Annotated in this window: 27 protein-coding genes; 15 read left to right on the top strand and 12 right to left on the bottom strand. The window is 55.3% G+C overall.

Features of this window, described 5'->3' with window-relative positions:
• Positions 1–9: 9 nt before the first annotated feature.
• The 3 genes from rfaC to rfaD are packed head-to-tail and all read right to left on the bottom strand — an operon-like array spanning position 10 to position 2979.
• Positions 10–987, bottom strand: a complete 978-nt coding sequence (gene rfaC / locus ABOC97_RS07095) for a lipopolysaccharide heptosyltransferase RfaC (protein ID WP_349595657.1) — start codon at positions 985–987, stop codon at positions 10–12.
• 3 nt (positions 988–990) lie between these two features.
• Positions 991–2037, bottom strand: a complete 1047-nt coding sequence (gene rfaF / locus ABOC97_RS07100; RefSeq protein WP_349595660.1) for an ADP-heptose--LPS heptosyltransferase RfaF — start codon at positions 2035–2037, stop codon at positions 991–993.
• Between the two features lie 9 nt (positions 2038–2046).
• Positions 2047–2979 carry an ADP-glyceromanno-heptose 6-epimerase gene (gene rfaD, locus ABOC97_RS07105; protein ID WP_349595663.1) on the bottom strand — a complete coding sequence of 311 codons (933 nt, stop codon included), beginning with the start codon at positions 2977–2979 and terminating at the stop codon, positions 2047–2049.
• Positions 2980–3195: 216 nt separating this feature from the next.
• On the opposite strand from rfaD, the gene kbl reads away from it, so the two are divergent.
• From kbl to ABOC97_RS07120, 3 genes are all read left to right on the top strand, one after another.
• Positions 3196–4392 carry a glycine C-acetyltransferase gene (gene kbl / locus ABOC97_RS07110; protein ID WP_349595666.1) on the top strand — a complete coding sequence of 399 codons (1197 nt, stop codon included), beginning with the start codon at positions 3196–3198 and terminating at the stop codon, positions 4390–4392.
• 9 nt (positions 4393–4401) lie between these two features.
• A complete protein-coding gene (tdh, locus tag ABOC97_RS07115) occupies positions 4402–5427 on the top strand; it encodes an L-threonine 3-dehydrogenase (RefSeq protein ID WP_349595669.1) in 1026 nt (341 codons plus the stop codon).
• 168 nt (positions 5428–5595) lie between these two features.
• Positions 5596–6633, top strand: a complete 1038-nt coding sequence (locus ABOC97_RS07120; protein WP_349595672.1) for a glycosyltransferase — start codon at positions 5596–5598, stop codon at positions 6631–6633.
• On the opposite strand, the gene ABOC97_RS07125 is transcribed toward ABOC97_RS07120, so the two are convergent.
• The 3 genes from ABOC97_RS07125 to gpmM are packed head-to-tail and all read right to left on the bottom strand — an operon-like array spanning position 6630 to position 10391.
• Complete coding sequence (locus ABOC97_RS07125) at positions 6630–7559, bottom strand: divergent polysaccharide deacetylase family protein (RefSeq protein WP_349595675.1); 930 nt, start codon at positions 7557–7559, stop codon at positions 6630–6632. The two genes, ABOC97_RS07120 and ABOC97_RS07125, sit on opposite strands and share 4 nt — an antisense overlap.
• A gap of 3 nt (positions 7560–7562) precedes the next feature.
• On the bottom strand, positions 7563–8834 hold the full coding sequence (envC, locus tag ABOC97_RS07130; RefSeq protein ID WP_349595678.1) for a murein hydrolase activator EnvC: 1272 nt from the start codon (positions 8832–8834) through the stop codon (positions 7563–7565).
• Between the two features lie 9 nt (positions 8835–8843).
• A complete protein-coding gene (gene gpmM, locus ABOC97_RS07135) occupies positions 8844–10391 on the bottom strand; it encodes a 2,3-bisphosphoglycerate-independent phosphoglycerate mutase (RefSeq protein ID WP_349595681.1) in 1548 nt (515 codons plus the stop codon).
• 249 nt (positions 10392–10640) lie between these two features.
• Here gpmM and ABOC97_RS07140 point away from each other — a divergent pair, with 249 nt between their 5' ends.
• The 5 genes from ABOC97_RS07140 (at position 10641) to cysE (ending at position 13832) form a co-directional block, all read left to right on the top strand.
• Positions 10641–11072: a rhodanese-like domain-containing protein gene (locus tag ABOC97_RS07140; RefSeq protein WP_234501721.1), complete on the top strand. Its 432-nt coding sequence runs from the start codon at positions 10641–10643 to the stop codon at positions 11070–11072.
• 38 nt (positions 11073–11110) lie between these two features.
• Positions 11111–11362 carry a glutaredoxin 3 gene (gene grxC, locus ABOC97_RS07145; protein WP_234501720.1) on the top strand — a complete coding sequence of 84 codons (252 nt, stop codon included), beginning with the start codon at positions 11111–11113 and terminating at the stop codon, positions 11360–11362.
• A gap of 83 nt (positions 11363–11445) precedes the next feature.
• Positions 11446–11913 carry a protein-export chaperone SecB gene (secB, locus tag ABOC97_RS07150; RefSeq protein ID WP_052282753.1) on the top strand — a complete coding sequence of 156 codons (468 nt, stop codon included), beginning with the start codon at positions 11446–11448 and terminating at the stop codon, positions 11911–11913.
• Positions 11913–12932, top strand: a complete 1020-nt coding sequence (gene gpsA, locus ABOC97_RS07155) for an NAD(P)H-dependent glycerol-3-phosphate dehydrogenase (protein WP_349595685.1) — start codon at positions 11913–11915, stop codon at positions 12930–12932. Before secB ends, gpsA begins: the two co-directional genes overlap by 1 nt.
• Before the next feature lie 78 nt (positions 12933–13010).
• The gene (cysE, locus tag ABOC97_RS07160; RefSeq protein ID WP_234501719.1) at positions 13011–13832 is read left to right on the top strand and encodes a serine O-acetyltransferase; all 822 of its coding nucleotides are present in this window, start codon (positions 13011–13013) and stop codon (positions 13830–13832) included.
• A 59-nt stretch (positions 13833–13891) separates the two neighbouring features.
• Here the strand turns inward: cysE and trmL are convergent, their stop codons facing one another.
• The 5 genes from trmL to ABOC97_RS07185 all read right to left on the bottom strand — a co-directional run bounded on the left by trmL (position 13892) and on the right by ABOC97_RS07185 (position 18793).
• On the bottom strand, positions 13892–14362 hold the full coding sequence (gene trmL, locus ABOC97_RS07165; protein ID WP_349595690.1) for a tRNA (uridine(34)/cytosine(34)/5-carboxymethylaminomethyluridine(34)-2'-O)-methyltransferase TrmL: 471 nt from the start codon (positions 14360–14362) through the stop codon (positions 13892–13894).
• A 173-nt stretch (positions 14363–14535) separates the two neighbouring features.
• Positions 14536–15720: an FMN-dependent L-lactate dehydrogenase LldD gene (gene lldD, locus ABOC97_RS07170; RefSeq protein WP_349595692.1), complete on the bottom strand. Its 1185-nt coding sequence runs from the start codon at positions 15718–15720 to the stop codon at positions 14536–14538.
• The gene (lldR, locus tag ABOC97_RS07175) at positions 15717–16493 is read right to left on the bottom strand and encodes a transcriptional regulator LldR (protein WP_349595695.1); all 777 of its coding nucleotides are present in this window, start codon (positions 16491–16493) and stop codon (positions 15717–15719) included. The genes lldD and lldR overlap by 4 nt, the downstream gene beginning before the upstream one ends.
• A complete protein-coding gene (gene lldP / locus ABOC97_RS07180; RefSeq protein ID WP_349595698.1) occupies positions 16490–18145 on the bottom strand; it encodes an L-lactate permease in 1656 nt (551 codons plus the stop codon). The genes lldR and lldP overlap by 4 nt, the downstream gene beginning before the upstream one ends.
• A gap of 285 nt (positions 18146–18430) precedes the next feature.
• The gene (locus ABOC97_RS07185) at positions 18431–18793 is read right to left on the bottom strand and encodes a YibL family ribosome-associated protein (protein ID WP_349595701.1); all 363 of its coding nucleotides are present in this window, start codon (positions 18791–18793) and stop codon (positions 18431–18433) included.
• A gap of 275 nt (positions 18794–19068) precedes the next feature.
• On the opposite strand from ABOC97_RS07185, the gene ABOC97_RS07190 reads away from it, so the two are divergent.
• The 7 genes from ABOC97_RS07190 (at position 19069) to yiaY (ending at position 26337) form a co-directional block, all read left to right on the top strand.
• A complete protein-coding gene (locus ABOC97_RS07190) occupies positions 19069–19278 on the top strand; it encodes a hypothetical protein (RefSeq protein ID WP_349595704.1) in 210 nt (69 codons plus the stop codon).
• Between the two features lie 198 nt (positions 19279–19476).
• On the top strand, positions 19477–19845 hold the full coding sequence (locus ABOC97_RS07195; RefSeq protein ID WP_349595707.1) for a DUF3302 domain-containing protein: 369 nt from the start codon (positions 19477–19479) through the stop codon (positions 19843–19845).
• A gap of 2 nt (positions 19846–19847) precedes the next feature.
• Complete coding sequence (locus tag ABOC97_RS07200) at positions 19848–20984, top strand: HlyD family secretion protein (protein ID WP_349595710.1); 1137 nt, start codon at positions 19848–19850, stop codon at positions 20982–20984.
• 74 nt (positions 20985–21058) lie between these two features.
• Complete coding sequence (locus ABOC97_RS07205; protein WP_349596055.1) at positions 21059–21667, top strand: glutathione S-transferase; 609 nt, start codon at positions 21059–21061, stop codon at positions 21665–21667.
• Between the two features lie 96 nt (positions 21668–21763).
• The gene (selA, locus tag ABOC97_RS07210; RefSeq protein WP_349595713.1) at positions 21764–23155 is read left to right on the top strand and encodes an L-seryl-tRNA(Sec) selenium transferase; all 1392 of its coding nucleotides are present in this window, start codon (positions 21764–21766) and stop codon (positions 23153–23155) included.
• Positions 23152–25002, top strand: coding sequence for a selenocysteine-specific translation elongation factor (gene selB / locus ABOC97_RS07215; RefSeq protein ID WP_349595715.1), 1851 nt, complete (start codon positions 23152–23154; stop codon positions 25000–25002). Before selA ends, selB begins: the two co-directional genes overlap by 4 nt.
• Before the next feature lie 183 nt (positions 25003–25185).
• Positions 25186–26337, top strand: a complete 1152-nt coding sequence (gene yiaY / locus ABOC97_RS07220) for an L-threonine dehydrogenase (RefSeq protein WP_349595718.1) — start codon at positions 25186–25188, stop codon at positions 26335–26337.
• 67 nt (positions 26338–26404) lie between these two features.
• On the opposite strand, the gene ABOC97_RS07225 is transcribed toward yiaY, so the two are convergent.
• On the bottom strand, positions 26405–26860 hold the full coding sequence (locus ABOC97_RS07225) for a VOC family protein (protein ID WP_349595721.1): 456 nt from the start codon (positions 26858–26860) through the stop codon (positions 26405–26407).
• Between the last annotated feature and the right edge of the window lie 59 nt (positions 26861–26919).

Genomic DNA, 26919 nt, shown 5'->3' on the forward strand with positions numbered 1-26919 from the left:
CAACGTACCTTAATAAAAATTACCAGATAAAATCTTCTGCAACTCGCGAAGTACTGCGGGCGCATTGAGTGTTGCTAAATCTTTTGATTCTGAACAGCACGCGACCTGATTCTTCCCATACCCGCCAATCAATCCCGGGTCGGTTGGTCCATACAGCGTGATATTCGGGCGATCCAACGCCGCAGTTAAATGACTTAACCCGGTATCCACCGAAACAACAAATTTCGCTTCTGCCAACACGTGCGCGATTTTCTCGAGGCTCAGTCGCGGCAGCACGTCAACATAATCAAACCCTTGCGCTAAACGTTGTGCTCTGGCTTCTTCATGAGGAGCACCCCACGGCAGCTTGATGCGCAGACCACTTTCCTGCAATAGGCCAATCAATTCGCGCCAGTGGCTTTCCGGCCAATGTTTATCATCACGGGTGGTGGCATGCAGGAAAACACAGTAAGGCGTGCCATCGGGTGTGCTCTCGCTGAGGAAATGCTGTGCGATTGCGTAATCACCCTGTGATTCAGGTTTGACGTAACCCAGGCTTTTAGCAAACAGCTCACGGGTACGTTCAACGGCGTGCTGCTGCTTAGCAATATGGTGGCGACGGTTGTAGAACAGACTGGCCAGCGGTTCGCGGGCGGTCTGCCAATCCATGCCATGCTTGATGCCATGCGCTAATCGGGTGACTAGCGCAGCGCTTTTGACCAGCCCCTGGGCATCGATGATGGCGTCGTATTTCACCGACTGTACTGCATCGCGAAAGTCTTTACGTTCGGCTTTAATCGGTGCAGAAAACCACGCCTTGCGCCAGCGACGAATCGCCACCGGGATGACGCGGTCTACGGCTTCATGCCAGGAGGGAATTTGCGCGAAGCCTTCTTCCACCACCCAATCAAAACGAATGCCGGGAATGGCGCGCATCGCGTCGGTTAACGCCGGCAGCGTATGCAGGACATCGCCCATAGAAGAGGTTTTAACAATCAGAACCCGCATGCGTCAGACTTCCTCGCTCGACATAAGAGCATTAAGCTCTTCCAGCACGCGGGCTGGGGTGATGTCGATAAGGCTCTGGTGATAGCCCTGAGCGGAATCGCCTTTACGTACTTTATGATAGCCGGTGATAAGGCGTATGACGCGCGCCTTATTCGACAGCGGCGGGGTAAAGTCCGGGCTACTTGGGCCATACAGCGCCACCAGAGGGCGGTTCAGCGCGGCGGCGACGTGCATCAGGCCGGAGTCGTTAGTGACCACGGCTTTACAGGCGGCCAGCAGAATCACCGCCTGCTCCAGCTGAGTTTCCCCGGCCAGATTGCGGCACCAGGCTTTCTGTTCTTCGCTCAGTGCGGCGATGATCTCATTGCCCGCATCGTTATCTTTCGCGGAGCCGAAAAGAACAATCTGGTTGCCTTCATCAATCAGCTGTTTCGCCAGCGCGGCGTAGTGATAATGCGGCCAGCGTTTGGCCGGACCAAATTCAGCGCCTGGGCAGAAGCCAATCATTGGGCGATCGTTCGACAGTGAGAACGCATTGCAGGTGAGGGATTTCTCGCCTTCATTGACCTGTAGCTGTGGCCACAGCAGCGGCTGCGGCAGATCTTTGGCGCAGCGCATCACGCCTTTATCGTAGGCCAGCGCCACGTAGCGCTCGACCATCAACGGCCAGGCGTCTTTGTCCAGCACTCGAGCGTCGTTCAACAGACCGTAGCGCATTTCACCGCGCCAGCCGGTACGCAGTGGAATGCCGGCGAAGAATGGCACCAGCGCTGATTTAAAGGAATTAGGCAGGACGTAGGCTCGGTCATAACGCCGCTCGCGCAGGCTATGGCCGAGTTTGCGCCGTTCGCCAATTTCCAGCGCGCCGTGCCCAAGAGGCATGGCGATCGCTTCGTTGACTTCCGGCATACGTGATAACAACGGACGGCACCACGCGGGTGCCATCACATCGATTATCGCCTGGGGAAAGCGCGCCTTGAGCGTGCGATAGAGACTTTGCGACATCATCATGTCGCCCACCCATGACGGGCCGACCACCAGTATTTTCATGCTGACTTCTTACGCGTCGCGGTTCAACCAGGCCATATATTCCGTAACGCCTTCGGCGACGGTCTTAAATGGCTTATCGTAGCCTGCGGCACGCAGGTTAGTCAGATCGGCCTGAGTAAACGCCTGGTAGCGGCCTTTCAGTTTATCTGGGAACGGAATGTACTCAATGCTGCCTTTTTTGTGGTACGCCAGAGTTGCATCAGCCACAGCCTGGAAGGATTCAGCGCGGCCGGTACCGAGGTTGAAGATACCGGATACGCCGTTTTCCCAGAACCACAGGTTTACCGCTGCTACATCGCCAACGTAAACGAAGTCACGCTTGAAGCTATCGCTACCTTCGAACAGTTTTGGACTTTCGCCATTATTCAACTGGGTATTGAGGTGGAAAGCCACGCTCGCCATGCTGCCTTTATGGCCTTCACGTGGGCCATAAACGTTGAAGTAACGGAAGCCAACGATTGGGGAGTCCACTTCCGGCATGATGCGGCGAACGTATTCGTCGAACAGGAATTTAGAGTAGCCATAGACGTTCAGCGGTTTTTCAAACTCGCGGGACTCGATAAAGTCGCTGGTACGGCCGCCGTAGGTCGCTGCAGAAGAGGCATACAGGAACGGAATTTCACGCTCCAGGCAGTAATGCAGCAGCTCTTTGGAGTATTGATAGTTGTTATCCATCACGTACTTACCATCCCACTCGGTGGTGGAGGAGCAAGCGCCTTCGTGGAACACGGCTTCGATGTCGCCGAACTCTTCACCGGCCATAATCTGGATTAGAAAATCTTCTTTATCCATATAATCGGTGATGTCCAGATCGACCAGGTTAACGAACTTGGTACCGTCTTTCAGGTTATCCACCACCAGAATGTCGGTGATGCCTTTGTCATTGAGCGCTTTCACGATGTTGCTGCCGATGAAGCCAGCGCCGCCGGTAACGATGATCATAACTGTAACCTTTGAAATGTGAGGACCCTGGACTATCCAGGGCGCTAATACCTCTTATCATATCATCACATTGCTAAGCCTTCAGCCTTTCACCATAAGGAGAGCTTAAGCCACGTGATTTATGCTGCAAATAATTCATTCAGACATGCATCATCTCGTATCAGCGTATAGCTTTGGGTAATATGTGCCAAATTTTACCGAATCTGGAGAGTTGCAATGCGTGGTGATTTCTACAAACAGTTAACGAACGACCTGGAGACCGCGCGTGCCGAGGGTCTGTTCAAAGAAGAACGTATCATTACTTCCGCCCAGCAAGCGGATATCACGGTCGGTGACGGCAGCCGCGTCATCAACTTCTGCGCCAACAACTACCTTGGCCTGGCCAACCATCCTGAACTGATTAACGCGGCGAAAGCGGGTATGGACAGCCACGGGTTTGGTATGGCTTCCGTCCGCTTCATCTGCGGAACGCAGGACAGCCACAAAGCGCTGGAGCAGAAGCTGGCCGGTTTCCTCGGCATGGAAGATGCCATCCTGTACTCCTCTTGCTTCGATGCCAACGGCGGTCTGTTTGAAACGCTGCTCGGCGCTGAAGATGCCATTATCTCCGACGCTCTGAACCACGCCTCAATTATCGACGGCGTGCGTCTGTGTAAAGCGAAGCGTTTCCGCTACGCCAACAACGACATGCAGGAACTGGAAGCTCGCCTGAAAGAAGCGCGTGAAGCCGGTGCGCGGCATGTGCTGATCGCCACCGACGGCGTCTTCTCCATGGATGGCGTCATTGCCAACCTGAAAGGCGTGTGTGACCTGGCGGACAAATACGATGCGCTGGTGATGGTCGATGACTCTCATGCCGTCGGTTTTGTCGGTGAAAACGGTCGCGGTTCACATGAATATTGTGAAGTGATGGGCCGCGTTGACATCATTACCGGCACTCTGGGCAAAGCGCTGGGCGGCGCGTCTGGCGGCTATACCGCCGCACGTAAAGAGGTGGTTGAGTGGCTGCGTCAGCGCTCCCGTCCGTACCTGTTCTCCAACTCACTGGCTCCGGCGATTGTTGCCGCCTCCATTAAAGTGCTGGAGATGGTGGAAGAGGGCAGCGAGCTGCGCGATAAGCTGTGGGCCAATGCGCGTCTGTTCCGCGAAAAAATGAGCGCGGCGGGCTTCACCCTCGCGGGTGCCGACCACGCAATCATCCCGGTGATGCTTGGTGACGCGGTTATCGCACAGAACTTTGCGCGTGAATTGCAAAAAGAAGGGATCTACGTGACCGGGTTCTTCTTCCCGGTAGTACCAAAAGGTCAGGCGCGTATTCGCACCCAGATGTCGGCGGCGCATACGACGGAACAAATTGAACGTGCGGTGGCAGCCTTTACCCGCATCGGCAAACAACTGGGCGTCATTGCCTAAGGGTGTGAGATGAAAGCGTTATCTAAACTGAAAGCAGAAGAAGGCATCTGGATGACCGACGTTCCGGAACCGGAACTCGGTCATAACGACCTGCTGATTAAGATCCGCAAAACCGCAATTTGCGGCACCGACGTGCATATCTACAACTGGGATGAATGGTCGCAGAAAACCATTCCGGTCCCGATGGTAGTGGGTCACGAATACGTGGGCGAAGTCGTCGGTATTGGCCAGGAAGTACGTGGCTTTAAGCTGGGCGATCGCGTCTCTGGCGAAGGCCACATCACCTGCGGGCACTGTCGTAACTGCCGTGGCGGCCGTACGCATCTGTGCCGTAATACCATTGGTGTTGGCGTAAACCGCGAGGGTTGTTTTGCTGAGTATCTGGTGATCCCAGCCTTCAACGCCTTCAAAATTCCGGACAATATCTCCGACGAACTGGCTTCAATCTTCGACCCGTTTGGCAACGCCGTGCATACCGCGCTCTCTTTCGACCTCGTCGGTGAAGATGTGCTGGTGTCAGGGGCTGGCCCAATTGGCGTGATGGCGGCGGCAGTAGCCAAACACGTTGGCGCACGTAACGTGGTGATCACCGACGTCAATGAATACCGCCTGGAGCTGGCGCGCAAAATGGGCGTGACCCGTGCGGTCAACGTGTCGAAAGAAAATCTTAACGACGTGATGGCTGAACTGGGCATGACCGAAGGCTTCGACGTGGGTCTGGAAATGTCCGGTGCGCCGCCGGCGTTCCGCACTATGCTCGACACCATGAACCACGGCGGACGCATTGCGATGCTGGGTATTCCACCGTCGGATATGTCGATCGACTGGACTAAAGTTATCTTTAAGGGGCTGTTTATTAAAGGTATATATGGTCGTGAAATGTTCGAAACCTGGTACAAGATGGCGGCACTGATTCAGTCTGGTTTGGATCTTTCGCCAATCATCACCCACCGTTTCAGCATTGACGATTTCCAGAAAGGCTTCGACGCCATGCGTTCCGGCCAGTCCGGCAAAGTGGTACTGAGCTGGGATTAATCGCCCAAACCTACTGGTAAGTGTATGTTGTCCCCGGATGTTTAATAGCGTTAAATATCCGGGGATTTTTTTGCCCTATCGCGTAAAAGACAGCAATAACTTTCGCTGACCTTTACCCTCCAATATGTTAAATATTGCCGTTAATTATACTGTTTGGCAGGATTTTATATGACCTATACTCCCGGTCTCCTGAGCGTCATTATGCCGCTTTACAATACGGGCGAACCGTTTATTGCCTGTATGGATTCGCTGATTGCGCAAACCTGGAAGAATATCGAGATAATCATCGTTAACGATGGCTCGACGGATAATTCGGCGGAGCTCGCCCAGGCGTATGTGGATCGCTATCCGCATGTCCATCTGCTGCACCAGCGTAATGCGGGCGTTTCCGCGGCGCGAAATACCGGGATGGAGATCGCGAAGGGGGAGTACATTGCTTACGTTGATGGCGATGATCTTGCCTATCCGGAAATGTACGAAACGCTGATGAACATGGCGCTGACGGACAATCTGGACGTCGCGCAGTGCAACGCCGATTGGTGCATTGCTGAAACGGGAAAAACCTGGGCCTCAATTCCCCCTGAACGCATTCGCTCGACCGAGGTGATGACCGGACCAGACTGGCTGCGCAAGGGGCTGGCTAGCCGTCGCTGGCGCCACGTGGTGTGGATGGGCGTTTATCGTCATCAAACCATCGTCGACGCAGGGATGAGCTTTATTCCTGGCCTGCATCACCAGGATATCATCTGGTCAACCGAGTTTATGTTTAACGCCAAACGCGCGCGTTATACCGAAGTGCCGCTGTACAAATACTTCCTGCACGGCGCATCGGTTAGCCGCCTGCCGCGTACCGGGCTTAAAAACCTCGCCTATCAGCGTCACTACATCAAAATTACCCGTCTTCTCGACAAGATGAATCGCGACTACGCCGGGCGTATTCCGATTTATCCTGAGTTTAAACAGCAGGTGATTTACGAAGCGATGCGCGTGTGCCACTGCATTCGCAAAGAACCGGATCGGAAGATCCGCGAGCGCATGGTCGCTGAGGCTGAAGTTTCCGGCATGTTTAAGCGGATGGTGAGCAACATTTGCAGCGTGAAGCTGGCGTATCAGGTGATGCTGTGGGCCATTCGCTTTAGCAAGATGCGTGATAAATCACTCACCCCGCGTCGTCTGGCCCACCTCACGTTGGGGCTGAAAGACTAACTCTGCCACCCCTGCCACTGCAGTTGCATATATTGCACCAGCGTGCTGTGGGTGATGCTCTCGCTTAATACGTTGAAGAAGCGGCTGGCGTAGACCGGCTCCAGCGGTTTCTTCGGCTTGCAGAGCTTAACGCCGCGGAATGGATTACGCGGTGCGGTTGGCTGGACTTGTGTTGGTTGACTGCTGTTAGGCCTTGAAGTATCAACCTGCGGTTCGTTGAGCAGACTGCTCGGACGCACCAGCGTGATATCTGACGGCAGGTTATAGACCATCTGCTGCAGTACCCGCACGGTCGTTGGATGTGGATGACCAATCGCAATTGCTGAGCCGTTGCGCCGGGCCAGATCGATTGCCCGGTTGAACTGAACGCGGATATCCGCTTCGTTCTGCGTATCGTCCAGGAATACCCGACGCTTAATGACCTTCACGCTGGTACCATTTGCCGCGCGCATGGCCTGGCTATTGCCAATCGTCATGCTGTCGAGGAAATAGAGATTGTAGCGGCCCAGCGCCTGCATCACCTTCTGCATGCCAAACAGGCTGGAGGTCATTGCGCTGCCCATGTGGTTATTCAGACCCACGGCATACGGCACTTTATCCACCGCTTCGCGAATAATGCGCTCGATTTCATCGCTGCTCATGTCCGGGCGCAGCGTGTCTTTTTCCAGCGGTTGCTTGCTGAGTGGCGCCATCGGCAGGTGAATAAGCACTTCGTGCCCGCTGTTGTGGGCCTTTGTGGCCATTTCACGAGCGTGCGGAGCATTGGGTAAAACGGCGACGGAAATAGCGGACGGCATTGCCAACACCTGATTTTCCTGGTGTGGGCGATAGCCAAAATCATCGATAACGATAGCGAGTTTACCGGCATAGCCTGGTGCAGCTAATGCCAGCGTACTAAGAAGAACGAACTGGCGAAATTGAAGCAAAACTTATCTTCCCAACCACGGCAGTGGATTGACCGCCTGACCCTGGCGGCGAATTTCGAAATAGAGTGAAGGCCGGCCCTGGCCGCCACTGTTGCCCACCAGAGCAATCGGCTGTCCGGCACGCACCTGCGTACCGACGCTGACCAGTGCGCTCTGGTTGTAACCATACAGGCTCATATCGCCTTTACCGTGCTCAACCACTACCACCAGGCCGTAGCCCTGTAGCCAGTCGGCAAGGATGACGCGACCGTCGGCGATGGCTTTCACTTCGGTACCTTCCGAAGCGCTAATCACCATCCCTTTCCAACGTAGCTCACCTTGTAGCTGTTCGCCATAACGATGCAGCGTGGTACCGCGAACCGGCCAGTATGCCTGACCACGCGGTGCGCCAAGACCGCCGGTACGCGACATCAACGAACGTTCGCTTTCGGACGGTTTGTAGGTGGTGCCTTTACGGGTGGCTTCTTGCTGGCGGCCACGTACTGCTTCAGCCTCTTTGGCTTCACGTTCGGCGCGGGCTTTCGCCGCGGCTTCCGCACGCGCAATGCTGTTACGCAAGCGGGATTCGTTGGCACGCAGTTCGCCTAGCTGCTGCTGGCCCTGCTGAATAGAGGATTCGAGTCCGGAAAGGGTCTTTTGACGTTCATTACGCGCCTGCTCCAGCTTGGTTTGCTGGGCGCGTTGTTCATACAGCAGCGTTTGCTGTTGGCTCTGCTTCTCTTCAAGCTCGGTTTTTTGCGCGGCAACCTGTTCGCGCGTCTCTTTAAGCTCGGCGATGGTCTCCTGACGCGCCTGGTTCAGATAGCCGAAATAGGCTTGTAAACGCTGCCCGCGCTGACTCTCTTCACCGCTGAGGATCAGCTGAATACCGGTATGTTCGCCCTGGCGAAACGCGGCGTCCAACTGGGCTGCCAGATTACGCTCCTGTGTCTGCCGCTGCTTTTCCAGCTTGGCGATAGAAGCGTTCATTTCCGCAATCTGTGCATTGAGCTGCGCCAGCGAGTTTTGCGTTTCACGCAGTTGGCGCGCGGCGACGGAGATAGCCTGTTCTTGAGCTTTTAGCTGGGCGAGGAGGGTAGAACGCTGCTGCTGCTGCTGGCGTACCGCGCGCTCTTTGGCGGCGATATCGGCCTGGATGGATTGCAGCTGTGAGCGGTCGTCCGCATGGGCGGGCGCGGCGCACAGCAATACGCCAGCGCTGAGCGCGCTGGCGTAGAACGAGGACCGAAGCGTTGCTCCGGCCCATTTAATAGAATAAATCGCCTTTCCCCTCATGGGGAGGGATTATTCCACGATGAACAGCGGCTTACCAGTCATCTGTTGCGGGATTTCCATCCCCATCAGCGTCAGCATGGTCGGCGCGAGATCGGAAAGCTTGCCGCCTTCTACCGCTTTCAGGTTTTTGTCGCCAACGTAGATCAGCGGAACCGGCAGGCTGGTGTGCGCCGTATGCGCCTGACCGGTGGCCGGGTCACGCATCTGCTCAGCGTTGCCGTGGTCAGCAGTTACCAGCATCTGGCCGCCGACTTTTTCGATTGCCTGGGTCACTTCACTCAGGCAGTGATCCAGCGCTTCAACCGCTTTAACTGCCGCTTCCATCACGCCGGTATGACCAACCATATCGCCGTTCGGGTAGTTACAGATAATGGTGTCGTACTTGCCGCTTTCGATGGCTGCAACCAGCTTCTCGGTCAGCTCGGCGGAGCTCATTTCCGGCTGTAGGTCATAGGTCGCCACTTTCGGAGAGTTGATCAGGATGCGATCTTCACCTTTGAAGGGTTCTTCTACGCCACCGTTGAAGAAGAAGGTGACGTGCGCGTATTTCTCGGTTTCAGAGATGCGCAGCTGGGTTTTGTCATGCTTCGCCATCCACTCACCGAAGGTGTTTTCCAGCGAGGCTGGTGGGTAAGCGCAAGGTGCTTTGATATCAGCGGCATATTCGGTCAGCATGATGAAATCGCCCAGCTTCACTTCTTTGCGACGGGCAAAACCATCGAAGTCGGCGTTCACGAAGGCACGGGTGATTTCACGCGCACGGTCGGCACGGAAGTTCATGAAGATCAGCGCGTCGCCGTCTTCCATGGCTGCATCGGCCTGGCCAGCTGCGCGGATTACGGTCGCTTTCACGAATTCGTCGTTCTCGTCGCGCGCATAAGCGGCTTCAAGTGCTGCAACGGCGGTATCTGTCTGGAATTCGCCTTTTGCTTCAACCAGCAGGTTGTAGGCTTGTTCAACGCGATCCCAACGGTTGTCGCGGTCCATCGCGTAGTAACGACCAATGATGGACGTCACGCGACCTTTGCCCAGTGCGGCAAATTTCTCTTCGAATTTCTGCAGGGAACCTTTAGCGCTGCGCGGCGGAGTGTCGCGACCATCGAGGAAGGCGTGCAGGTAGATTTTTTCTGCACCACGTTCGGCGGCCAGCTCAACCATCGCCATGATGTGATCTTCGTGGCTGTGAACGCCACCGGCAGACAGCAGGCCCATGATGTGCACGGCTTTGCCTGCGGCAACGGCTTTATCGACTGCACCGGACAGTACCGGGTTAGCGAAGAAGGTACGCTCTTTGATTTCAACATCAAGGCGGGTCAGATCCTGGTAGACGATACGACCCGCGCCCAGGTTAACGTGACCGACTTCGGAGTTACCCATCTGACCATCCGGCAGACCCACTTCCAGGCCAGAGGCGTGGATCAGGGTATGCGGACGTTTTGCCCACAGCGCGTCCATTACGGGAGTTTTTGCGCTGAAAATAGCGTTATCCTGCTGCTCTTCGCGGTAGCCGTAGCCATCCAGGATCACCAGTACCATAGGTTTTTTAGAAACCGACATTGCGACAACCTCATGCTCTAAAGACAGAAAATTTGCGTAATTTTACTACAGCTGAATCGATAAAATAACAACGAGAGATCAAAGAAAGCGGGGAGATGGTGGGCGAAAAGCGCACATTTGCCCGCTTTTTTTCTGTAGCGCTCCGCAGAAAACGCATTACATCACCTGCGCTGGCTGTATTTGCGCCACGCCGCAGGTATACTCCTTCCCTGGTTTTTAAACATTACACGTCGGGAGCTGTTACCCCCCATGCAAGAGATTATGCAATTTGTTGGTCGTCACCCTGTCCTGAGCATCGCGTGGATCGCGCTGCTGGCGGCCGTGCTGTTCACTACCTTTAAAGGGCTGATGTCCAAAGTTAAAGTCATCAATCGAGGCGAAGCGACGCGTTTGATTAACAAAGAAGACGCGGTAGTCGTTGACCTGCGCCAGCGTGATGATTTCCGTAAAGGGCATATCGCCGGTTCCCTGAACCTGCTGCCAACTGAAATCAAAGCCAACAACGTCGGTGAGCTGGAAAAGCATAAAGATAAACCGGTTATTGTGACCGATGGTTCCGGTATGCAGGCAACAGAGTCCGCCACCTTGCTGTTGAAAGCGGGCTTTGAGAAAGTCTTCGTACTGAAAGAAGGTATCGCAGGCTGGAGCGGTGAAAACCTGCCTTTGGTTCGCGGTAAGTAAGACCTGCTCACTTATTGGGTAACGTCAGGAGAGCTGTAATGGCGAAGATTGAAATCTATACCAAAGCGACATGCCCTTATTGCCACCGTGCAAAAGCGCTGCTGTCTGAGAAAGGCGTTTCTTTTGAAGAGCTGCCAATCGACGGTAATGCAGAAAAGCGCGAAGAGATGATTCAGCGCAGTGGCCGTACCACGGTTCCGCAGATTTTTATTGATGCACAGCACATTGGCGGCTGTGACGACTTGTATGCGCTTGATGCTCGTGGTGGACTCGATCCGCTGCTGAGCTAATGCTTTAGAAGCGCTCGCGCCTGCCCTTTGCGGGCGTGAGGCATACCGCCTATTTTAAGGACAACACGAAAGGGTTTTTACACATGTCAGAACAAAACAACGCAGAAATGGCTTTCCAGATCCAACGCATCTACACCAAAGACGTTTCTTTCGAAGCGCCAAATGCACCTCAGGTTTTCCAGAAAGATTGGCAACCAGAGGTTAAACTTGATCTTGATACCGCATCCAACCAGCTGGCTGAAGGCGTGTATGAAGTGGTGCTGCGTGTCACCGTAACGGCGACTCTGGGCGAAGAAACTGCGTTCCTGTGCGAAACTCAGCAGGCGGGTATCTTCTCCATTGAAGGTATCGAAGGGACTCAGATGGCCCATTGCCTGGGTGCATACTGCCCGAACATCCTGTTCCCGTATGCGCGTGAATGCATCACCAGCCTGGTTTCCCGTGGGACCTTCCCACAGCTGAACCTTGCGCCGGTAAACTTTGATGCGCTGTTTATGAACTATCTGCAGCAGCAGGCTGGCGAAGGTGCAGAACAACATCAGGATGCCTGATGAACGCACTTAATGCTTCAATGACTGTGATCGGTGCCGGCTCTTACGGCACCGCTCTTGCCATCACCGTGGCAAGAAATGGCCACCAGGTTGTACTCTGGGGCCACGATCCTAAACATGTCGCGACGCTCCAGCACGATCGCTGCAACGCGGCATTCCTTCCTGACGTTCCGTTCCCTGACACGCTGCATCTGGAAAGTGACCTCGCGACCGCATTGGCCGCCAGCCGCGATATTCTGGTTGTGGTGCCAAGCCACGTATTTGGTGATGTACTTCGCCAGATGAAGCCGCTGCTGCGCCCTGATGCGCGCGTGGTGTGGGCGACAAAAGGGCTGGAGGCTGAAACCGGCCGACTGCTGCAGGAAGTCGCGCGCGAAGCGCTGGGCGATGATATCCCGCTGGCGGTGATTTCAGGCCCAACGTTTGCCAAAGAGCTGGCGGCGGGTTTACCGACGGCTATCTCTCTGGCGGCGACCGATCCGGTCTTTGCTGATGACCTGCAACAACTGCTGCACTGCGGCAAGAGCTTCCGCGTATACAGCAATCCGGACTTCATCGGCGTCCAACTGGGCGGTGCGGTGAAAAACGTGATTGCGATTGGCGCCGGTATCTCTGATGGCATCGGCTTTGGCGCGAATGCCCGTACGGCCTTGATCACCCGCGGTTTGACCGAAATGTCGCGTCTTGGCGTGGCGCTGGGCGCCGATCCGGTGACCTTTATGGGCATGGCGGGGTTGGGTGACTTAGTGCTGACCTGTACCGACAATCAGTCGCGTAACCGTCGTTTCGGCATGGCGCTGGGGCAGGGTGCACAGGTGCAGGAAGCGCAGGGCAAAATTGGCCAGGTGGTCGAAGGTTATCGTAATACCAAAGAAGTTCGCGAGTTGGCGCACCGCGTAGGTGTCGAAATGCCAATAACCGAGGAAATTTATCAGGTATTATATTGCGGAAAAAGTGCGCGCGAGGCAGCATTGACCTTATTAGGTCGTGCACGCAAGGATGAGCATAGCGGCAACTAAAACGCAGGAAACCTTTGTCATCGCAACGATCCGGCTAGCGTAGACTGGCCGATCGTTCCAATACGTCTGGAGTATGCAATGTCGTGTGAAGAACTGGAAATTGTCTGGAACAATATTAAAGCCGAAGCCCGAGCCTTGGCTGACTGCGAGCCGATGCTCGCCAGCTTCTATCACGCAACGCTACTCAAGCATGAAAATCTGGGCAGTGCGTTAAGCTATATGCTCGCTAACAAGCTGGCATCCTCCATTATGCCCGCCATCGCCATTCGTGAAGTCGTCGAAGAAGCCTACGCCGCTGACCCTGAAATGATTGCCGCTGCAGCCTGTGATATTCAGGCCGTCCGCACCCGTGACCCGGCGGTCGATAAGTATTCCACCCCGCTGCTGTACCTCAAAGGTTTCCACGCGCTGCAGGCTTATCGTATTGGCCATTGGCTGTGGGGACAGGGGCGTCGCGCGCTGGCGATTTTCCTGCAAAACCAGGTGTCGGTCTCTTTCCAGGTGGATATCCACCCGGCGGCGAAAATCGGCCGCGGCATCATGCTCGACCACGCGACCGGCATCGTGGTGGGTGAAACCGCGGTGATTGAAGACGACGTGTCGATTCTGCAGTCCGTGACCCTCGGCGGTACTGGCAAAACCAGCGGCGACCGTCACCCGAAAATTCGTGAAGGCGTGATGATTGGCGCCGGGGCGAAAATCCTCGGCAATATTGAAGTCGGACGCGGTGCGAAAATCGGCGCTGGTTCCGTGGTTCTGCAGCCCGTCCCTCCGCATACCACGGCGGCAGGCGTACCGGCGCGCATCGTCGGCAAACCGGAGTCGGATAAACCGGCGATGGATATGGACCAGCACTTCAACGGTATTAACCACGGATTTGAATACGGCGACGGTATCTAAGTCGTTCATGTGTCGGCCGGGTAAGACGCTTTCTGCGCTATCCGGCCGACGATTTCTCATTATCGCAAAATCGCGCCCGGATATCCCAGCTGGCGCCATGCCTCATACACAACTACCGATACCGCGTTCGACAGGTTCATACTGCGGCTGTCCGGCATCATAGGAATTCGAATTTTTTGCTCCGGCGGCAGCGCGTCCAGAATGGTGGCGGGCAGACCGCGGGTTTCCGGGCCAAACATCAAAAAGTCACCGTCCTGATAGCTCACCGCGCTGTGTGCGGGCGTGCCTTTAGTCGTCAGGGCAAATAAACGCTGTGGTTTTGCGCTTTCCACAAATGCGGCGTAATCAGCGTGGCGCTGTACGGCGGTGAATTCATGGTAATCCAGGCCCGCGCGGCGTAAGCGTTTATCGTCCCAGGCAAAGCCCATGGGTTCGATAATATGCAGATTAAAGCCGGTATTAGCGCACAGACGGATGATGTTCCCGGTATTCGGCGGGATTTCAGGTTCGAATAAAACGATGTTAAGCATACTGCCCCCTTGGATTGCGCGGGCAGGATAGCAGAATTTGGGCAAACCCTCACCCCGGCCCTCTCCCTAAAAGGGGAAGGGCGCAGAGCAGGTCTGTGAACATTCAAACGATGCAAAACGATCCCCTCGCCCCGCGGGGGAGAGGGTTAGGGTGAGGGAAAACGCGAGTAAACTTACGCTGCGCTACCCTGCTTAATGGCCTGGAACACCTGCGCCACCTCGGCGCTCTGCACCAGTGAATCGCGGCTAATCTCTTTAATCGACTTCGCTCCGGTCAGCGTCATGGCGACCTTCATCTCTTTTTCAACCAGGTTCAGCAGGTTAGCCACCCCTGCCTGGCCATGTGTCGCCAGCGCATACAGATAAGCGCGGCCCAGCAGAACGCTGTCGGCGCCGAGCGCAATCATACGCACCACATCCAGCCCGTTGCGAATACCGCTGTCGGCGAGAATTGTGATATCCCCTTTCACCGCGTCAGCAATCGCAGGCAGGGCGCGGGCCGAAGAGAGCACGCCGTCAAGCTGGCGGCCGCCGTGGTTGGAAACGACGATGCCGTCTGCGCCGAAGCGCACAGCATCGCGGGCGTCTTGTGGATCGAGGATCCCTTTGATCACCATTGGACCGTCCCAGAATTCGCGGATCCATTCGAGGTCTTTCCAGGAGATAGACGGATCGAAGTTATTCGCCAGCCAGCCGATGTAATCTTCCAGTCCGGTCGGTTTGCCAAGATAAGCGGAGATATTACCTAAATCGTGCGGACGACCGTTCAGACCGACATCCCATGCCCACTGCGGGTGAGTCGCGGCCTGCCAATAGCGACGCATCGCCGCGTTTGGACCGCTCATTCCGGAATGCGCGTCGCGATAGCGCGCGCCCGGCGTTGGCATATCAACGGTGAACACCAGCGTTGAGCAACCGGCCGCTTTGGCGCGTTCCAGCGCGTTACGCATAAAACCACGATCGCGTAGGACGTACAGCTGGAACCACATTGGACGCTTGATGGTTGGTGCCACTTCTTCAATCGGACACACCGATACGGTAGAGAGCGTAAATGGAATGCCTTTGGCATCCGCTGCCGCCGCTGCCTGTACTTCGCCACGACGGGCGTACATGCCGCACAGGCCGACAGGGGCCAGCGCCACCGGCATGGAGAGCTGCTCTTTAAACAGCGTGGTTTCCAGGCTCAGGTCGGACATATTTTTCAGTACCCGCTGGCGCAGCGCTACGTCCGACAGATCTTCCACGTTGCGACGCAGAGTGTGTTCTGCATACGCACCACCGTCGATGTAGTGGAACAAGAACGGCGGCAGGATGCGCTGGGCGGCGGCGCGGTAGTCACTCGCGGCGGAAATAATCATGCTTTTTTCTCCCTGGAAATATCGGTGTGGTCGTCGGGCAAGCGGGTGATCCGCGCCTGGCGGGCCAGGTCTTCATCAAAACGTTTAATCGTGGTGTGGACAAACCCAAGGTGCGCCATCATCGCCTGGCGCGCTCCTTCAGCGTCACCGACGGTAATTGCATTCAGCACCGCCAGATGTTGTTCGGTGAGTTTGGCAAACACCGGCGGCACCAGATACATGCGCTCGCGGCTCTGAATCACCGAAGATTGCAGCAGGTCGAAAAAGCCGCGCATGGTTTGCAGCAGCACCACGTTGTGGGACGCCTCGGCAATCGCCAGATGAAAGCGCACGTCGGCCTGTGAGGCGAGGTCCGGATCATCGCTCTGGGTGGCTTCAAAACAGAGACGGATTTTTTCTTTGTCGGCGTCGGTTGCGCGCATTGCGGCGTACCACGCGGTGCTGGCTTCGATAGCATGACGGGCTTCAAGAATGTCGAAGCTGTAGTCAGGATCGTCAGCCAGTAAGGTTTTTAGCGGTTGCACAATATTCTGTTCGGACCAGCCTTCATGCTGCCAGCGTACGAAGGTGCCACCGCCACGACGGCTCAGCAGCAATCCCTCACTCACCAGCTTCGCCAGCGCTTCGCGCAGTGAGTTGCGCGAGACGCCGAGCTGGCTTGCCAGTTTTCTTTCCGCGGGCAAACGCATGCCCGCTTCCAGCTGTTGTTCTTCAATCAGCGCCCGCACGCGGCAGGCGACATCGTCTGACAGACGTTTGGGCAGTGTTATCACGGGATCATCCACGTTAATACGTAAGCCTGTAGCGTGGTGATCACGCCCACCATGCAGGTGAAAATCAGGCTGTGCTTCACGGTGAAGCGGAACAGGTCGGACTCTTTACCCACCAGACCCACCGCCGCACAGGCGATAGCGATGGACTGCGGCGAAATCATTTTGCCGGTCACGCCGCCGGTGGTGTTGGCCGCAACCAGCAGCACGTCCGAGACGCCAATTTGCTGTGCGGCGGTGGCCTGCAGCGCGGCGAACAAGGCGTTGGAAGAGGTGTCTGAACCGGTCAGGAACACGCCAAGCCAGCCAAGGAACGGCGAGAAGAAGGTGAACGCGTGGCCGGTATGCGCCAGCGCCAGGGCTAGCGTAGAGGACAGCCCTGAGTAGTTAGAGATAAAGGCAAATGCCAGAACCATCCCGATGGAGTAAATCGGCAGCGCCAGCTCTTTGAGCGTGGAACCGAAGGTGGTGATGGCGTCTTTGGGCTTCATGCGCAGCCATACGATGGACAGCAGGGCGGCAAACAGGATTGCGGTGCCGGTGGCGGAAAGCCAATCGAACTTATAGACCGCGGCATAAGCGGTGGCCTGATTGACCACCGGCGGCATACGAGCGACCAGCTTGTCGAGGTACGGAACCGGAATATTCACAACCAGCTCATACAACGCGCCACCCGGGGCGAACAGCGCTTTAAACGGCGGCACGCTCCACAGGGTCACGGTGGCGGTCAGGAACAGGAACGGTGACCAGGCGCGAACAATCTGCCCGGCGTTGTAGCGGGTGCGCGAGAGGTCCATATCGACCTGCGATGCGCCCATATCGCCAAAGCGGAAAATACGTACCGGCTGCCAGCGTTTAAGGAACAGCGTCAGACAGACCAGTGAAACCAGCGATGAGATAATGTCCGGCAGTTCAGGGCCGAGGAAGTTGGAGCTGAGATACTGCGCGATAGCAAATGAACCGCCGGCCACCATCACCGCAGGCCAGGTCTCTTTGATGCCGCGCCAGCCGTCCATAATCGCCATGATCCAGAACAGCACGATAATGGTCAGGAACGGCAGTTGACGGCCTACCATCTGGCCGATTTCAAAGCTATCCAGCCCGGTCACCTGGCCGGCAACCAGAATTGGAATACCCATCGCGCCAAAGGCTACCGGAGCGGTATTGACGATCAGACACAGCCCCGCCGCATACAGCGGGTTAAAGCCGAGGCCTACCAGCAGTGCCGCGGTAATCGCCACCGGCGCGCCGAACCCGGCCGCCCCTTCGAGGAAGGCACCGAAGGAGAAACCGACGATCAGCATCTGCAGGCGTTGGTCAGGGGTAATGGAGAGAATCGACGAGCGAATAATGTCGAACTGCCCGGTCTTCACCGAAATTTTGTAGACGAAGACGGCGGCGATAATAATCCAGGCGATGGGCCACAGGCCGTAGAAGAAACCGTACACCACCGAGGCTAGCGCGCGGTCGACCGGCATTTTGTAGAACAGCAGGGCGACGGCGAGGGCAATGCCTACCGTCCAGCTGGCGGCGACGTAGCCTTTCAGCTTGAGTTTAATCAATGCGAAGAAGAAGAACAAAATCGGGAGCGATGCGATCAGGCTGGACAGCCAGATATTCCCAGCCGGATCGTAGTTTTGTTGCCAGAGGCTCATGCAGGTCTCCAGGGGGCCTTACTCGCCGATTCGCGGTGAGTCTAAGCTCATCTCTGCGTCACAGTTTATGTAAAATTGGCCCTGCCAATTGGGTTGTGTAGGGGTAATGACAACAAATGGTTAACTAAATGTTATTTATTGGCAATGTCAATGTGATGCATGATGATGGAATTGTGAACCAATAGATATTTGGTTGTTAAATTGGTTGGGCCAATTTTGCGAGCAAGGGGGGAGGGTAAAACAAACCTTCTCCCGGGGTGGGAGAAGGTCAGAGGTGCGGGAGAATCAGAATTCGCTTTTGGCGAACCCAGTCATGACCTGCAGACCCATTTCACGACCCAGAGCGGTCATGGGGTGAACAACGACTAAACCACGAACGCTCTTTTTCAGCGCGCCCATGTTCGCTTGTTCTTTTTTGGTGATGGCGCGGCTGAACGGCAATTTCGCCAGCTTTTGCGCTTCTTTGCTCAGCTTTTGTGTATGTACTGCACGCAGTCGAGCGATTTCGGTTTCGAGCTTTTCTTTTTCGCTTTCCAGCTCGGCGTATTTCTCCGCGCTGTCGACCAGAGACAGCGCTGCCTGCTGGTGGCGGATGGCGTCAAGCAGGTCGCTCAGGCGTTTGATTTCGTTCTTTTCAATTTCTTTCATGTTGCTGATATCTGATAATAAAATAGACGTAATAAGCCCTAGTATGCGCGTTGTCGCTCATTTCTGGTAGTTAATTATACAAAATGAGGTGGTTTCTTTGCGGTATAGTAAGTAATCTAAGTATATAACGTATTGAATAACATTGCGATTTCATAAAATAGTTAACTTGATCGCTTTTTTGAAAATTACTGATGTAAATTCGCACATTTTCCTCAACCCCTTCCGGCGGGATTATCCATTCTTATAGAAAGGTCTTATGAACGGGAGGGCACGTAATGAGCAAAATGGGTGAGAACGTACCGCAAATCATCGATAAAGCGGTAGATTTCATGGCCTCCAGCCAGGCGTTTATGGAGTATCTAAAAAAACGGTCACATTCTGATCGGGTCCCTTCAGAGATTCCCGAGGACAAGGCGGAGATGTTTCTGTCCCGGCTGGAATACTACCGTAACCTGTATCGTCCAGTGGAAAGTCAGCACAAGTAATGCGCTGAAAAGCATCACCTGCTGGTAATGCCTCCCCGGCGTTGCCAGCAATTATTTCGGCCAGTCTCCAGAAGTAAAAATTCCCCTTCGGTATGATGGCGAAAATCACCAACGCACATTATCTTCACTAATATCAGCCTGGATTGCGTGCGGCTGCCTCCGGTCTATAACTCTTATTAGCGTAATTCTGAGGCAAGTATGTTTCTAAACTATTTTGCGTTGGGTGTGCTGATCTTCGTCTTTCTGGTTCTGTTTTACGGAATCATCATGATTCACGATATTCCTTATACGATTGCGAAAAAGCGTAATCATCCTCATGCGGATGCTATTCATACCGCAGGTTGGGTGAGTCTATTTACGCTGCACGTAATTTGGCCGTTTTTATGGATTTGGGCCACGCTCTATCAGCCTGAACGCGGTTGGGGAATGCAGTCGCATGTTCAGCCTCCAGAGCCAGTGCCCACGGGTGAAGACGCGCTAACTCAGCTCTCTCGGCGGGTCGCAGAGCTGGAGCAAAAGATTGCGGAAATTCGTCCCTCAACTGATACGAACACGCCGGAGCAATAATCATGGATCTGCTGATTGTTTTGACCTATGTCGCGCTGGCGTGGGCGGTATTTAAAATATTCCGTATTCCGGTAAACCAATGGACGCTGGCCACGGCGGCGTTAGGCGGTATATTTTTGGTTAGCGGGCTTATTTTATTAATGAACTATAACCACCCTTATACCTTTACTGCGCAAAAAGCGGTTATTTCGATTCCGATTACGCCGCAGGTCACCGGTGTGGTTAGCGAGGTTACGGATAAAAATAACCAGCTGATCAAAAAGGGTGAGGTGTTATTTAAAATTGATCCCACGCGCTATCAGGCCCGGGTCGATCGCCTACAGGCGGACTTGATTACGGCGACGCACAATGTGCAGACGCTGAAAGGCCAATTATCTGAGGCGCAGGCCAATACTACCCGCGTGTCGGCGGAGCGAGACCGCCTGTACAAAGATTACCAGCGATACTTAAAAGGCAGCCAGGCGCGGGTCAATCCGTTCTCAGAAAGCGATATTGATAACGCGCGGCAAAACTATCTGGCGCAGGATGCGATGGTCAAAGGCTCTGTGGCTGAACAGGCGCAGATACAAAGCCAGTTAGACAGCATGGTTAACGGCGAGCAGTCGCAGATTGTCAGTCTGCGAGCACAGCTTACGGAGGCGAAGTATAACCTCGACCAAACCGTTATCCGTGCGCCGAGTGATGGCTACGTTACCCAGGTTCTTATCCGTCCGGGCACTTACGCCGCCGCGCTGCCACTGCGTCCGGTGATGGTCTTCATTCCCGATCAGAAACGGCAGATTGTCGCCCAGTTCCGCCAGAATTCGCTGTTGCGTCTTGAGGCTGGTGATGATGCGGAAGTGGTGTTTAACGCCCTACCGGGGCAGGTTTTCCATGGCAAGTTGTCGAGCATTCTGCCGGTCGTGCCTGGAGGTTCCTATCAGGCGCAGGGAGCATTGCAGTCGTTAACCGTGGTGCCGGGGACCGACGGCGTTCTGGCGCTGATTGATTTGGATCCAAATGCCGATGTCGATGCGCTCCCGGACGGTATCTACGCTCAGGTGGCGGTTTACTCTGACCATTTCGCCCACGTTTCGGTGATGCGTAAGGTGCTGCTGCGCATGACCAGCTGGATGCATTATCTCTATCTGGATCACTAGGCCGGTAAAAACCAGGGGGCGAATGCGGCGGCCTGAGCCATACTGATCTCTTTGTTGGCGCGAAGGAGAGAATGATGAAACTGGTCGGCAGCTACACCAGCCCGTTTGTGCGTAAGATCTCAATCCTCTTACTGGAGAAGGGGATAGCATTTGAGTTTGTCAATGAACAGCCCTACAACGCGGAAAACGGCGTCGCGCAGTTTAACCCGCTGGGAAAAGTCCCCGCGCTAGTGACCGACGATGGCGAGAGCTGGTTTGATTCCCCCATCATTGCGCAGTACATCGAGCAGCTTGGCGTCGCGCCTGAAATGGTGCCGCACGATCCTCTGGCGGCGCTGAAAGTCCGTCAGCTTGAAGCGTTGGCCGACGGTATTATGGACGCCGGGCTGACCTCCGTGCGCGAGCTGGCGCGTCCAGCCGCGCAGCAATCAGAAGCCGAAGTGCTGCGTCAGCGGCAAAAAATTAGCCGCAGCCTTGATGCGCTGGAAAGCTACCTCGGCGACGGCACACTAAAAACCGACACCCTTAACCTCGCGACGATAGCCATTGCCTGCGCCATTGGCTATCTCAACTTCCGCCGTATCGCCCCGGGCTGGTGTGTCGATCGCCCAAACCTGGTGAAGCTGGTGGAAACGCTCTTCCTGCGCGAAAGTTTTGCGCGCACCGAACCGCCAAAGGCTTGATTGAACGCTATAACGCTAAGCCGCTGTACATTGTACAATCCTTTCTATGACTCCCTCTCGGCCGGGAGGGGTAACATTTAACCGTCAGGCCTATCCATGACTACCGAAAACCGTTCGCTCTACAGCCAGCTTCCCGCAACCGACCGCTTACTTCGCGATCCTGCATTCGCCCATCTACTTGATGTCCACGGCCATTCGCAGGTAGTGGAACGGCTTCGTCAGATGCAGGATGAAGCTCGCCTGAGCATCCGCGAACAGCAAACGCTGCCCGCATGGTGCGGGGACTGGGCGCAGGAAACAGCGAGCCGTTTACAGCAAGATGCCCAGAGCGCACTGCGCCCGGTGATTAACCTGACGGGAACCGTGTTGCACACCAATCTGGGGCGTGCACAGCAGTCGCAGTCGGCAATTGAAGCCGTCACGCAGGCGATGCGCGACCCGGTGACGCTGGAATATGATTTGGACGGCGCGGGGCGCGGTCATCGCGATCGCGCGCTGGCGGATTTGCTGTGCCGTTTAACCGGAGCGGAAGATGCTTGCATCGTCAATAACAATGCCGCCGCGGTGTTGCTGATGCTGGCAGCGACGGCAGCGGGCAAAGAGGTTGTGGTTTCCCGTGGCGAGCTGGTGGAGATTGGCGGCGCGTTTCGCATTCCCGACGTCATGCGTCAGGCTGGCTGCGTGCTACATGAAGTGGGCACGACCAACCGCACTCACGCAAAAGATTATCGCCAGGCGGTGAACGACAACACCGGGCTGCTGATGAAGGTACACACCAGCAACTACAGCATTGAAGGCTTTACCAAATCGGTGGATGAAGCTGAGCTGGCGGCAATGGGCCGCGAGCTGGATGTGCCTGTCGTTGCCGATCTGGGCAGTGGTTCGCTGGTCGATCTCAGCCGCTACGGCCTGCCGAAAGAACCGATGCCACAGGAGATGATTGCTGCGGGCGTGAGCCTGGTGAGCTTCTCCGGTGACAAACTGCTAGGTGGCCCGCAGGCGGGCATTATCGTCGGGAAAAAAGCGTTAATTGCCCAGCTACAGCAGCACCCGCTCAAGCGTGCGCTGCGGGTGGATAAAATGACTCTGGCCGCACTGGACGCTACGTTGCGCTTGTATCTTAATCCTGAAAAACTGGCGGCAGAACTGCCAACACTGCGGCTGTTGAGCCGCAGTGCGCAAGACATTCAGCAGCAGGCCGAACGCTTACGCGAACCGCTGGCTGCACGCTATGGCGATGAATTTTCCGTGCAGGTGATGCCGTGCGCGTCGCAAATTGGCAGTGGTTCACTGCCGTCAGAAAGCCTGCCTAGTGCGGCAATCGCGCTGACGCCGCTCGACGGTCGAGGGAGTCAGCTGGAAGCGCTGTCGACCCGCTGGCGCAGCCTGCCTATCCCGGTTATCGGGCGAATTTATGATGGTCGTCTGTGGCTCGATTTACGCTGCCTTGAAGATGAACCTCGTTTTCTGGAGATGTTGTTGAAATGATTATTGCCACCGCCGGGCACGTTGACCACGGCAAAACCACCCTGCTGCAGGCGATTACCGGTATTAACGCCGATCGCCTGCCGGAAGAGAAATCCCGCGGCATGACCATCGATTTAGGGTACGCCTACTGGCCGCAGGTGGACGGACGCGTACTGGGTTTTATCGATGTGCCAGGCCATGAAAAGTTTCTCTCAAATATGCTGGCGGGCGTGGGGGGGATCGATCATGCCCTGCTGGTGGTGGCGTGTGATGACGGCGTGATGGCGCAAACGCGTGAACATCTGGCGATCCTGCAGCTGACCGGTAATCCAACGCTCACCGTGGCGCTCACCAAAACCGACCGCGTGGATGCTGAACGCATCAATGAGGTTCGCCGTGAAATTACTGACGTCCTGCGTGAGTATGGCTTCGAAGACGCGACCTTGTTTGAAACGGCGGCGACGGAAAATATCGGTATTGACGCGCTGCGCGACCATCTGCGTCAGCTTTCTGCCCGTGAACACTTGACGCACCAGCGTTTCCGTCTGGCGATTGACCGCGCGTTTACCGTCAAAGGTGCGGGTTTAGTGGTGACCGGGACGGCGCTGTCGGGTGATGTACGCGTCGGCGATACGCTATGGTTGACCGGTAAGAACACGCCAATGCGCGTGCGTGGTCTGCATGCGCAGAACCAGCCGGTAGAACAGGCGCACGGCGGACAGCGTATTGCGCTCAATATTGTCGGCGCGGCGGAAAAAGACGACCTGAGCCGAGGTGATTGGTTGCTTTCGGAAGAACCGCCTGCGCCGTCCGAACGGATTATTGTCGAGCTGCAAAGCCATACTCCGCTTAGCCAATGGCAGCCGCTGCATATCCACCATGCGGCGAGTCATATCACCGGACGCGTTTCGCTGCTGGAAAATAATCTGGCGGAGCTGGTCCTCGATGCGCCGCTGTGGCTGGCCGATAACGACCGGCTTGTGCTGCGCGATATCTCGGCCAAAGTAACGCTGGCGGGCGCTCGGGTGGTGACGCTGAATTCACCGCGGCGCGGTAAACGCAAGGCGGAATATCTGGCGTGGATTGCCGCGCTGGCGCTGGCAAAGGATGATGCACAGGCGCTGGCGGTACATCTTTCCCGTGATGCGGTGAAACTCGGCGAGTTTAGCTGGGCGCGCCAGTTGAGTCCTTTGGGGCTGCAACAGTTGATTGCGCAGCCAGGCTTTATTCTTGCCGGCGATAGCCTTCTGGATGCGCCGCTGGCGGCACGCTGGCAGCGCAAGCTATTAGACGCGCTGGCGGTTTACCACGAGCAGCATAAAGATGAACCAGGCCCTGGACGCGAGCGCTTACGCCGCATCGCTCTGCCGATGGAAGAAGAGGCGCTGGTACTGACGCTGATTGAGCGGATGCGCGAAAGCGGTACGATTGCCAGCCATCACGGCTGGCTGCATCTGCCGGATCACAAAGCGGGTTTGACCGATGAGCAACAGGCTATCTGGCTGAAAGCCGAGCCGCTGTTTGGCGATGAACCGTGGTGGGTACGAGACCTGGCGACCCAAACCGGTACGGATGAGAACACCATGCGCGTTGTACTACGTCTGGCGGCGCAGCAGGGGATGATTACTGCAATAGTGAAAGATCGCTATTATCGTAATGACCGTATTGTCGCGTTTGCCAGTATGATTCGTGAACTCGATCTGGAAAAAGGCTCGACCTGCGCGGCTGATTTCCGCGATAAACTGAATGTGGGCCGTAAATTAGCTATTCAGATCCTGGAATATTTCAACCGTATTGGTTTCACGCGTCGCCGTGGAAATGATCATTTATTGCGCGATGCATTACTGTTTCCGGATAATAAAAATTAACAATTAATGTAAAAAATATATCATTCTGAATACAAAAACATATTAATTAATAATCAGCACGTTAGGAATCTTAACCTAGCGTGCTTTTTATTTTTTCGAACGGTGAAAATGCAATGATGATCATATTTTCACATTCTCTATTCCTCTACTCTCGTGGCCTGCTTACTAAATAAAGGAACTATCATGGCTGCATCCACTTTCTTCATTCCATCAGTGAATGTTATCGGTAATGGCGCATTAAATGATGCAATGAATACAATGAAAGAATATGGCTATCGCCATGCCTTAATTGTGACCGACGCAGTTCTGAATAAGCTGGGCGTTGTGGGTGATATTCAAAAACGCCTTCAGGGATATGATATTCAGAGCGTCGTTTTTGATGGAACACACCCGAACCCAACCACGGTCAACGTCGAGGAGGGTCTGAAGCTGCTTCGTGCCCATAATTGTGACTGTGTGATTTCACTGGGCGGTGGTTCTCCACACGACTGTGCAAAAGGTATCGCGCTGGTTGCCGCGAACGGTGGTCATATCCGCGATTATGAAGGCGTTGACCGCTCTGCCAAGCCACAGTTGCCGATGGTTGCCATCAACACCACGGCGGGTACGGCGTCTGAAATGACTCGTTTTTGCATCATCACCGACGTGACGCGTCATATCAAAATGGCGATTGTGGATAAGCACGTGACGCCTGTTCTGTCCGTCAACGACTCTTCCCTGATGGAAGGAATGCCGAAAGGGCTGACCGCAGCGACCGGTATGGATGCGCTGACCCACGCCATTGAAGCTTATGTGTCTATTGCCGCGACCCCGATTACCGATGCCTGCGCGCTGAAAGCGATCACCATGATTGTCGAAAATCTGCCAACGGCGGTGGAAAACGGCAGCAACAGCGAAGCACGCGAAGCGATGGCCTACGCGCAGTTCCTGGCAGGGATGGCGTTCAACAACGCATCGCTGGGTTATGTCCATGCGATGGCGCACCAACTGGGTGGCTTCTACGATCTGCCGCATGGCGTGTGTAATGCCGTGCTGCTGCCGCACGTACAGGTGTTCAACAGCAAAGTGGCGGCCGCGCGTCTGCGTGATTGTGGCCATGCGATGGGCATTGATGTGAGTGCAATGAGCAATGATCAGGGCGCACAGGCCTGTATCGACGCCATTCGCAAACTGGCGCGTAAGGTGAACATTCCGGCGGGTCTGCGCGATCTGAATGTAAAAGAAGAGGACATTCCTGTTCTGGCCACTAACGCGCTGAAAGATGCCTGCGGCTTTACCAACCCGATTCAGGCCACGCACGACGAAATTATGGCGATTTTCCGCGCGGCGATGTAATTAACCGCGAAGAGTGAAACGGCCTACGAATCGTATGATTTGTAGGCCGTATTAGATGATGTTTCCGTCACGCCCTGTTCTCAAATCCTTCACGTAGCCACGGGGTAATCGTCACCCCAGTCAGTAAACCTTCAGGACTCAGCAAGCGCGTCACCGATTGCCCCCACGGTTCCATACGGTTAGCGATTAATAATGTGTAGCCCTGAGTGAGCAGCGCCTGGGTGGCGGCTTCAATATCACGGACTTCAAACTCAATCCACGCTTGAGGGATAGGCAGGTCAGCGGGCCATTGTTCCTGACCAAAACACGAAGTTGCTGCCTGTGACAGCGGCCAGAGTGCAAAATGTTTCACGCCCTTCAGTTGGTCAACGTCTGTCAGCAGGTACTCCTCGTTCCCCTCCATTGCTTTGAGCGGTAGACCTAACGCGGTCTGATAAAATGCGGCGCTGGTATTCGTGCTGCGCGTGATAGGGCCAAAACCGGCCACAAATAACACCTCAACGCCGGGGATCTGTTGTTCCATTATATCTCCTTAAAAGGCGCTGCGGATAACGTGACCGCAGTCGTAAAGCTGTAACCTGC

This window comes from Kluyvera huaxiensis, from assembly GCF_040149365.1.
Lineage (GTDB): Bacteria > Pseudomonadota > Gammaproteobacteria > Enterobacterales > Enterobacteriaceae > Kluyvera > Kluyvera intermedia_A.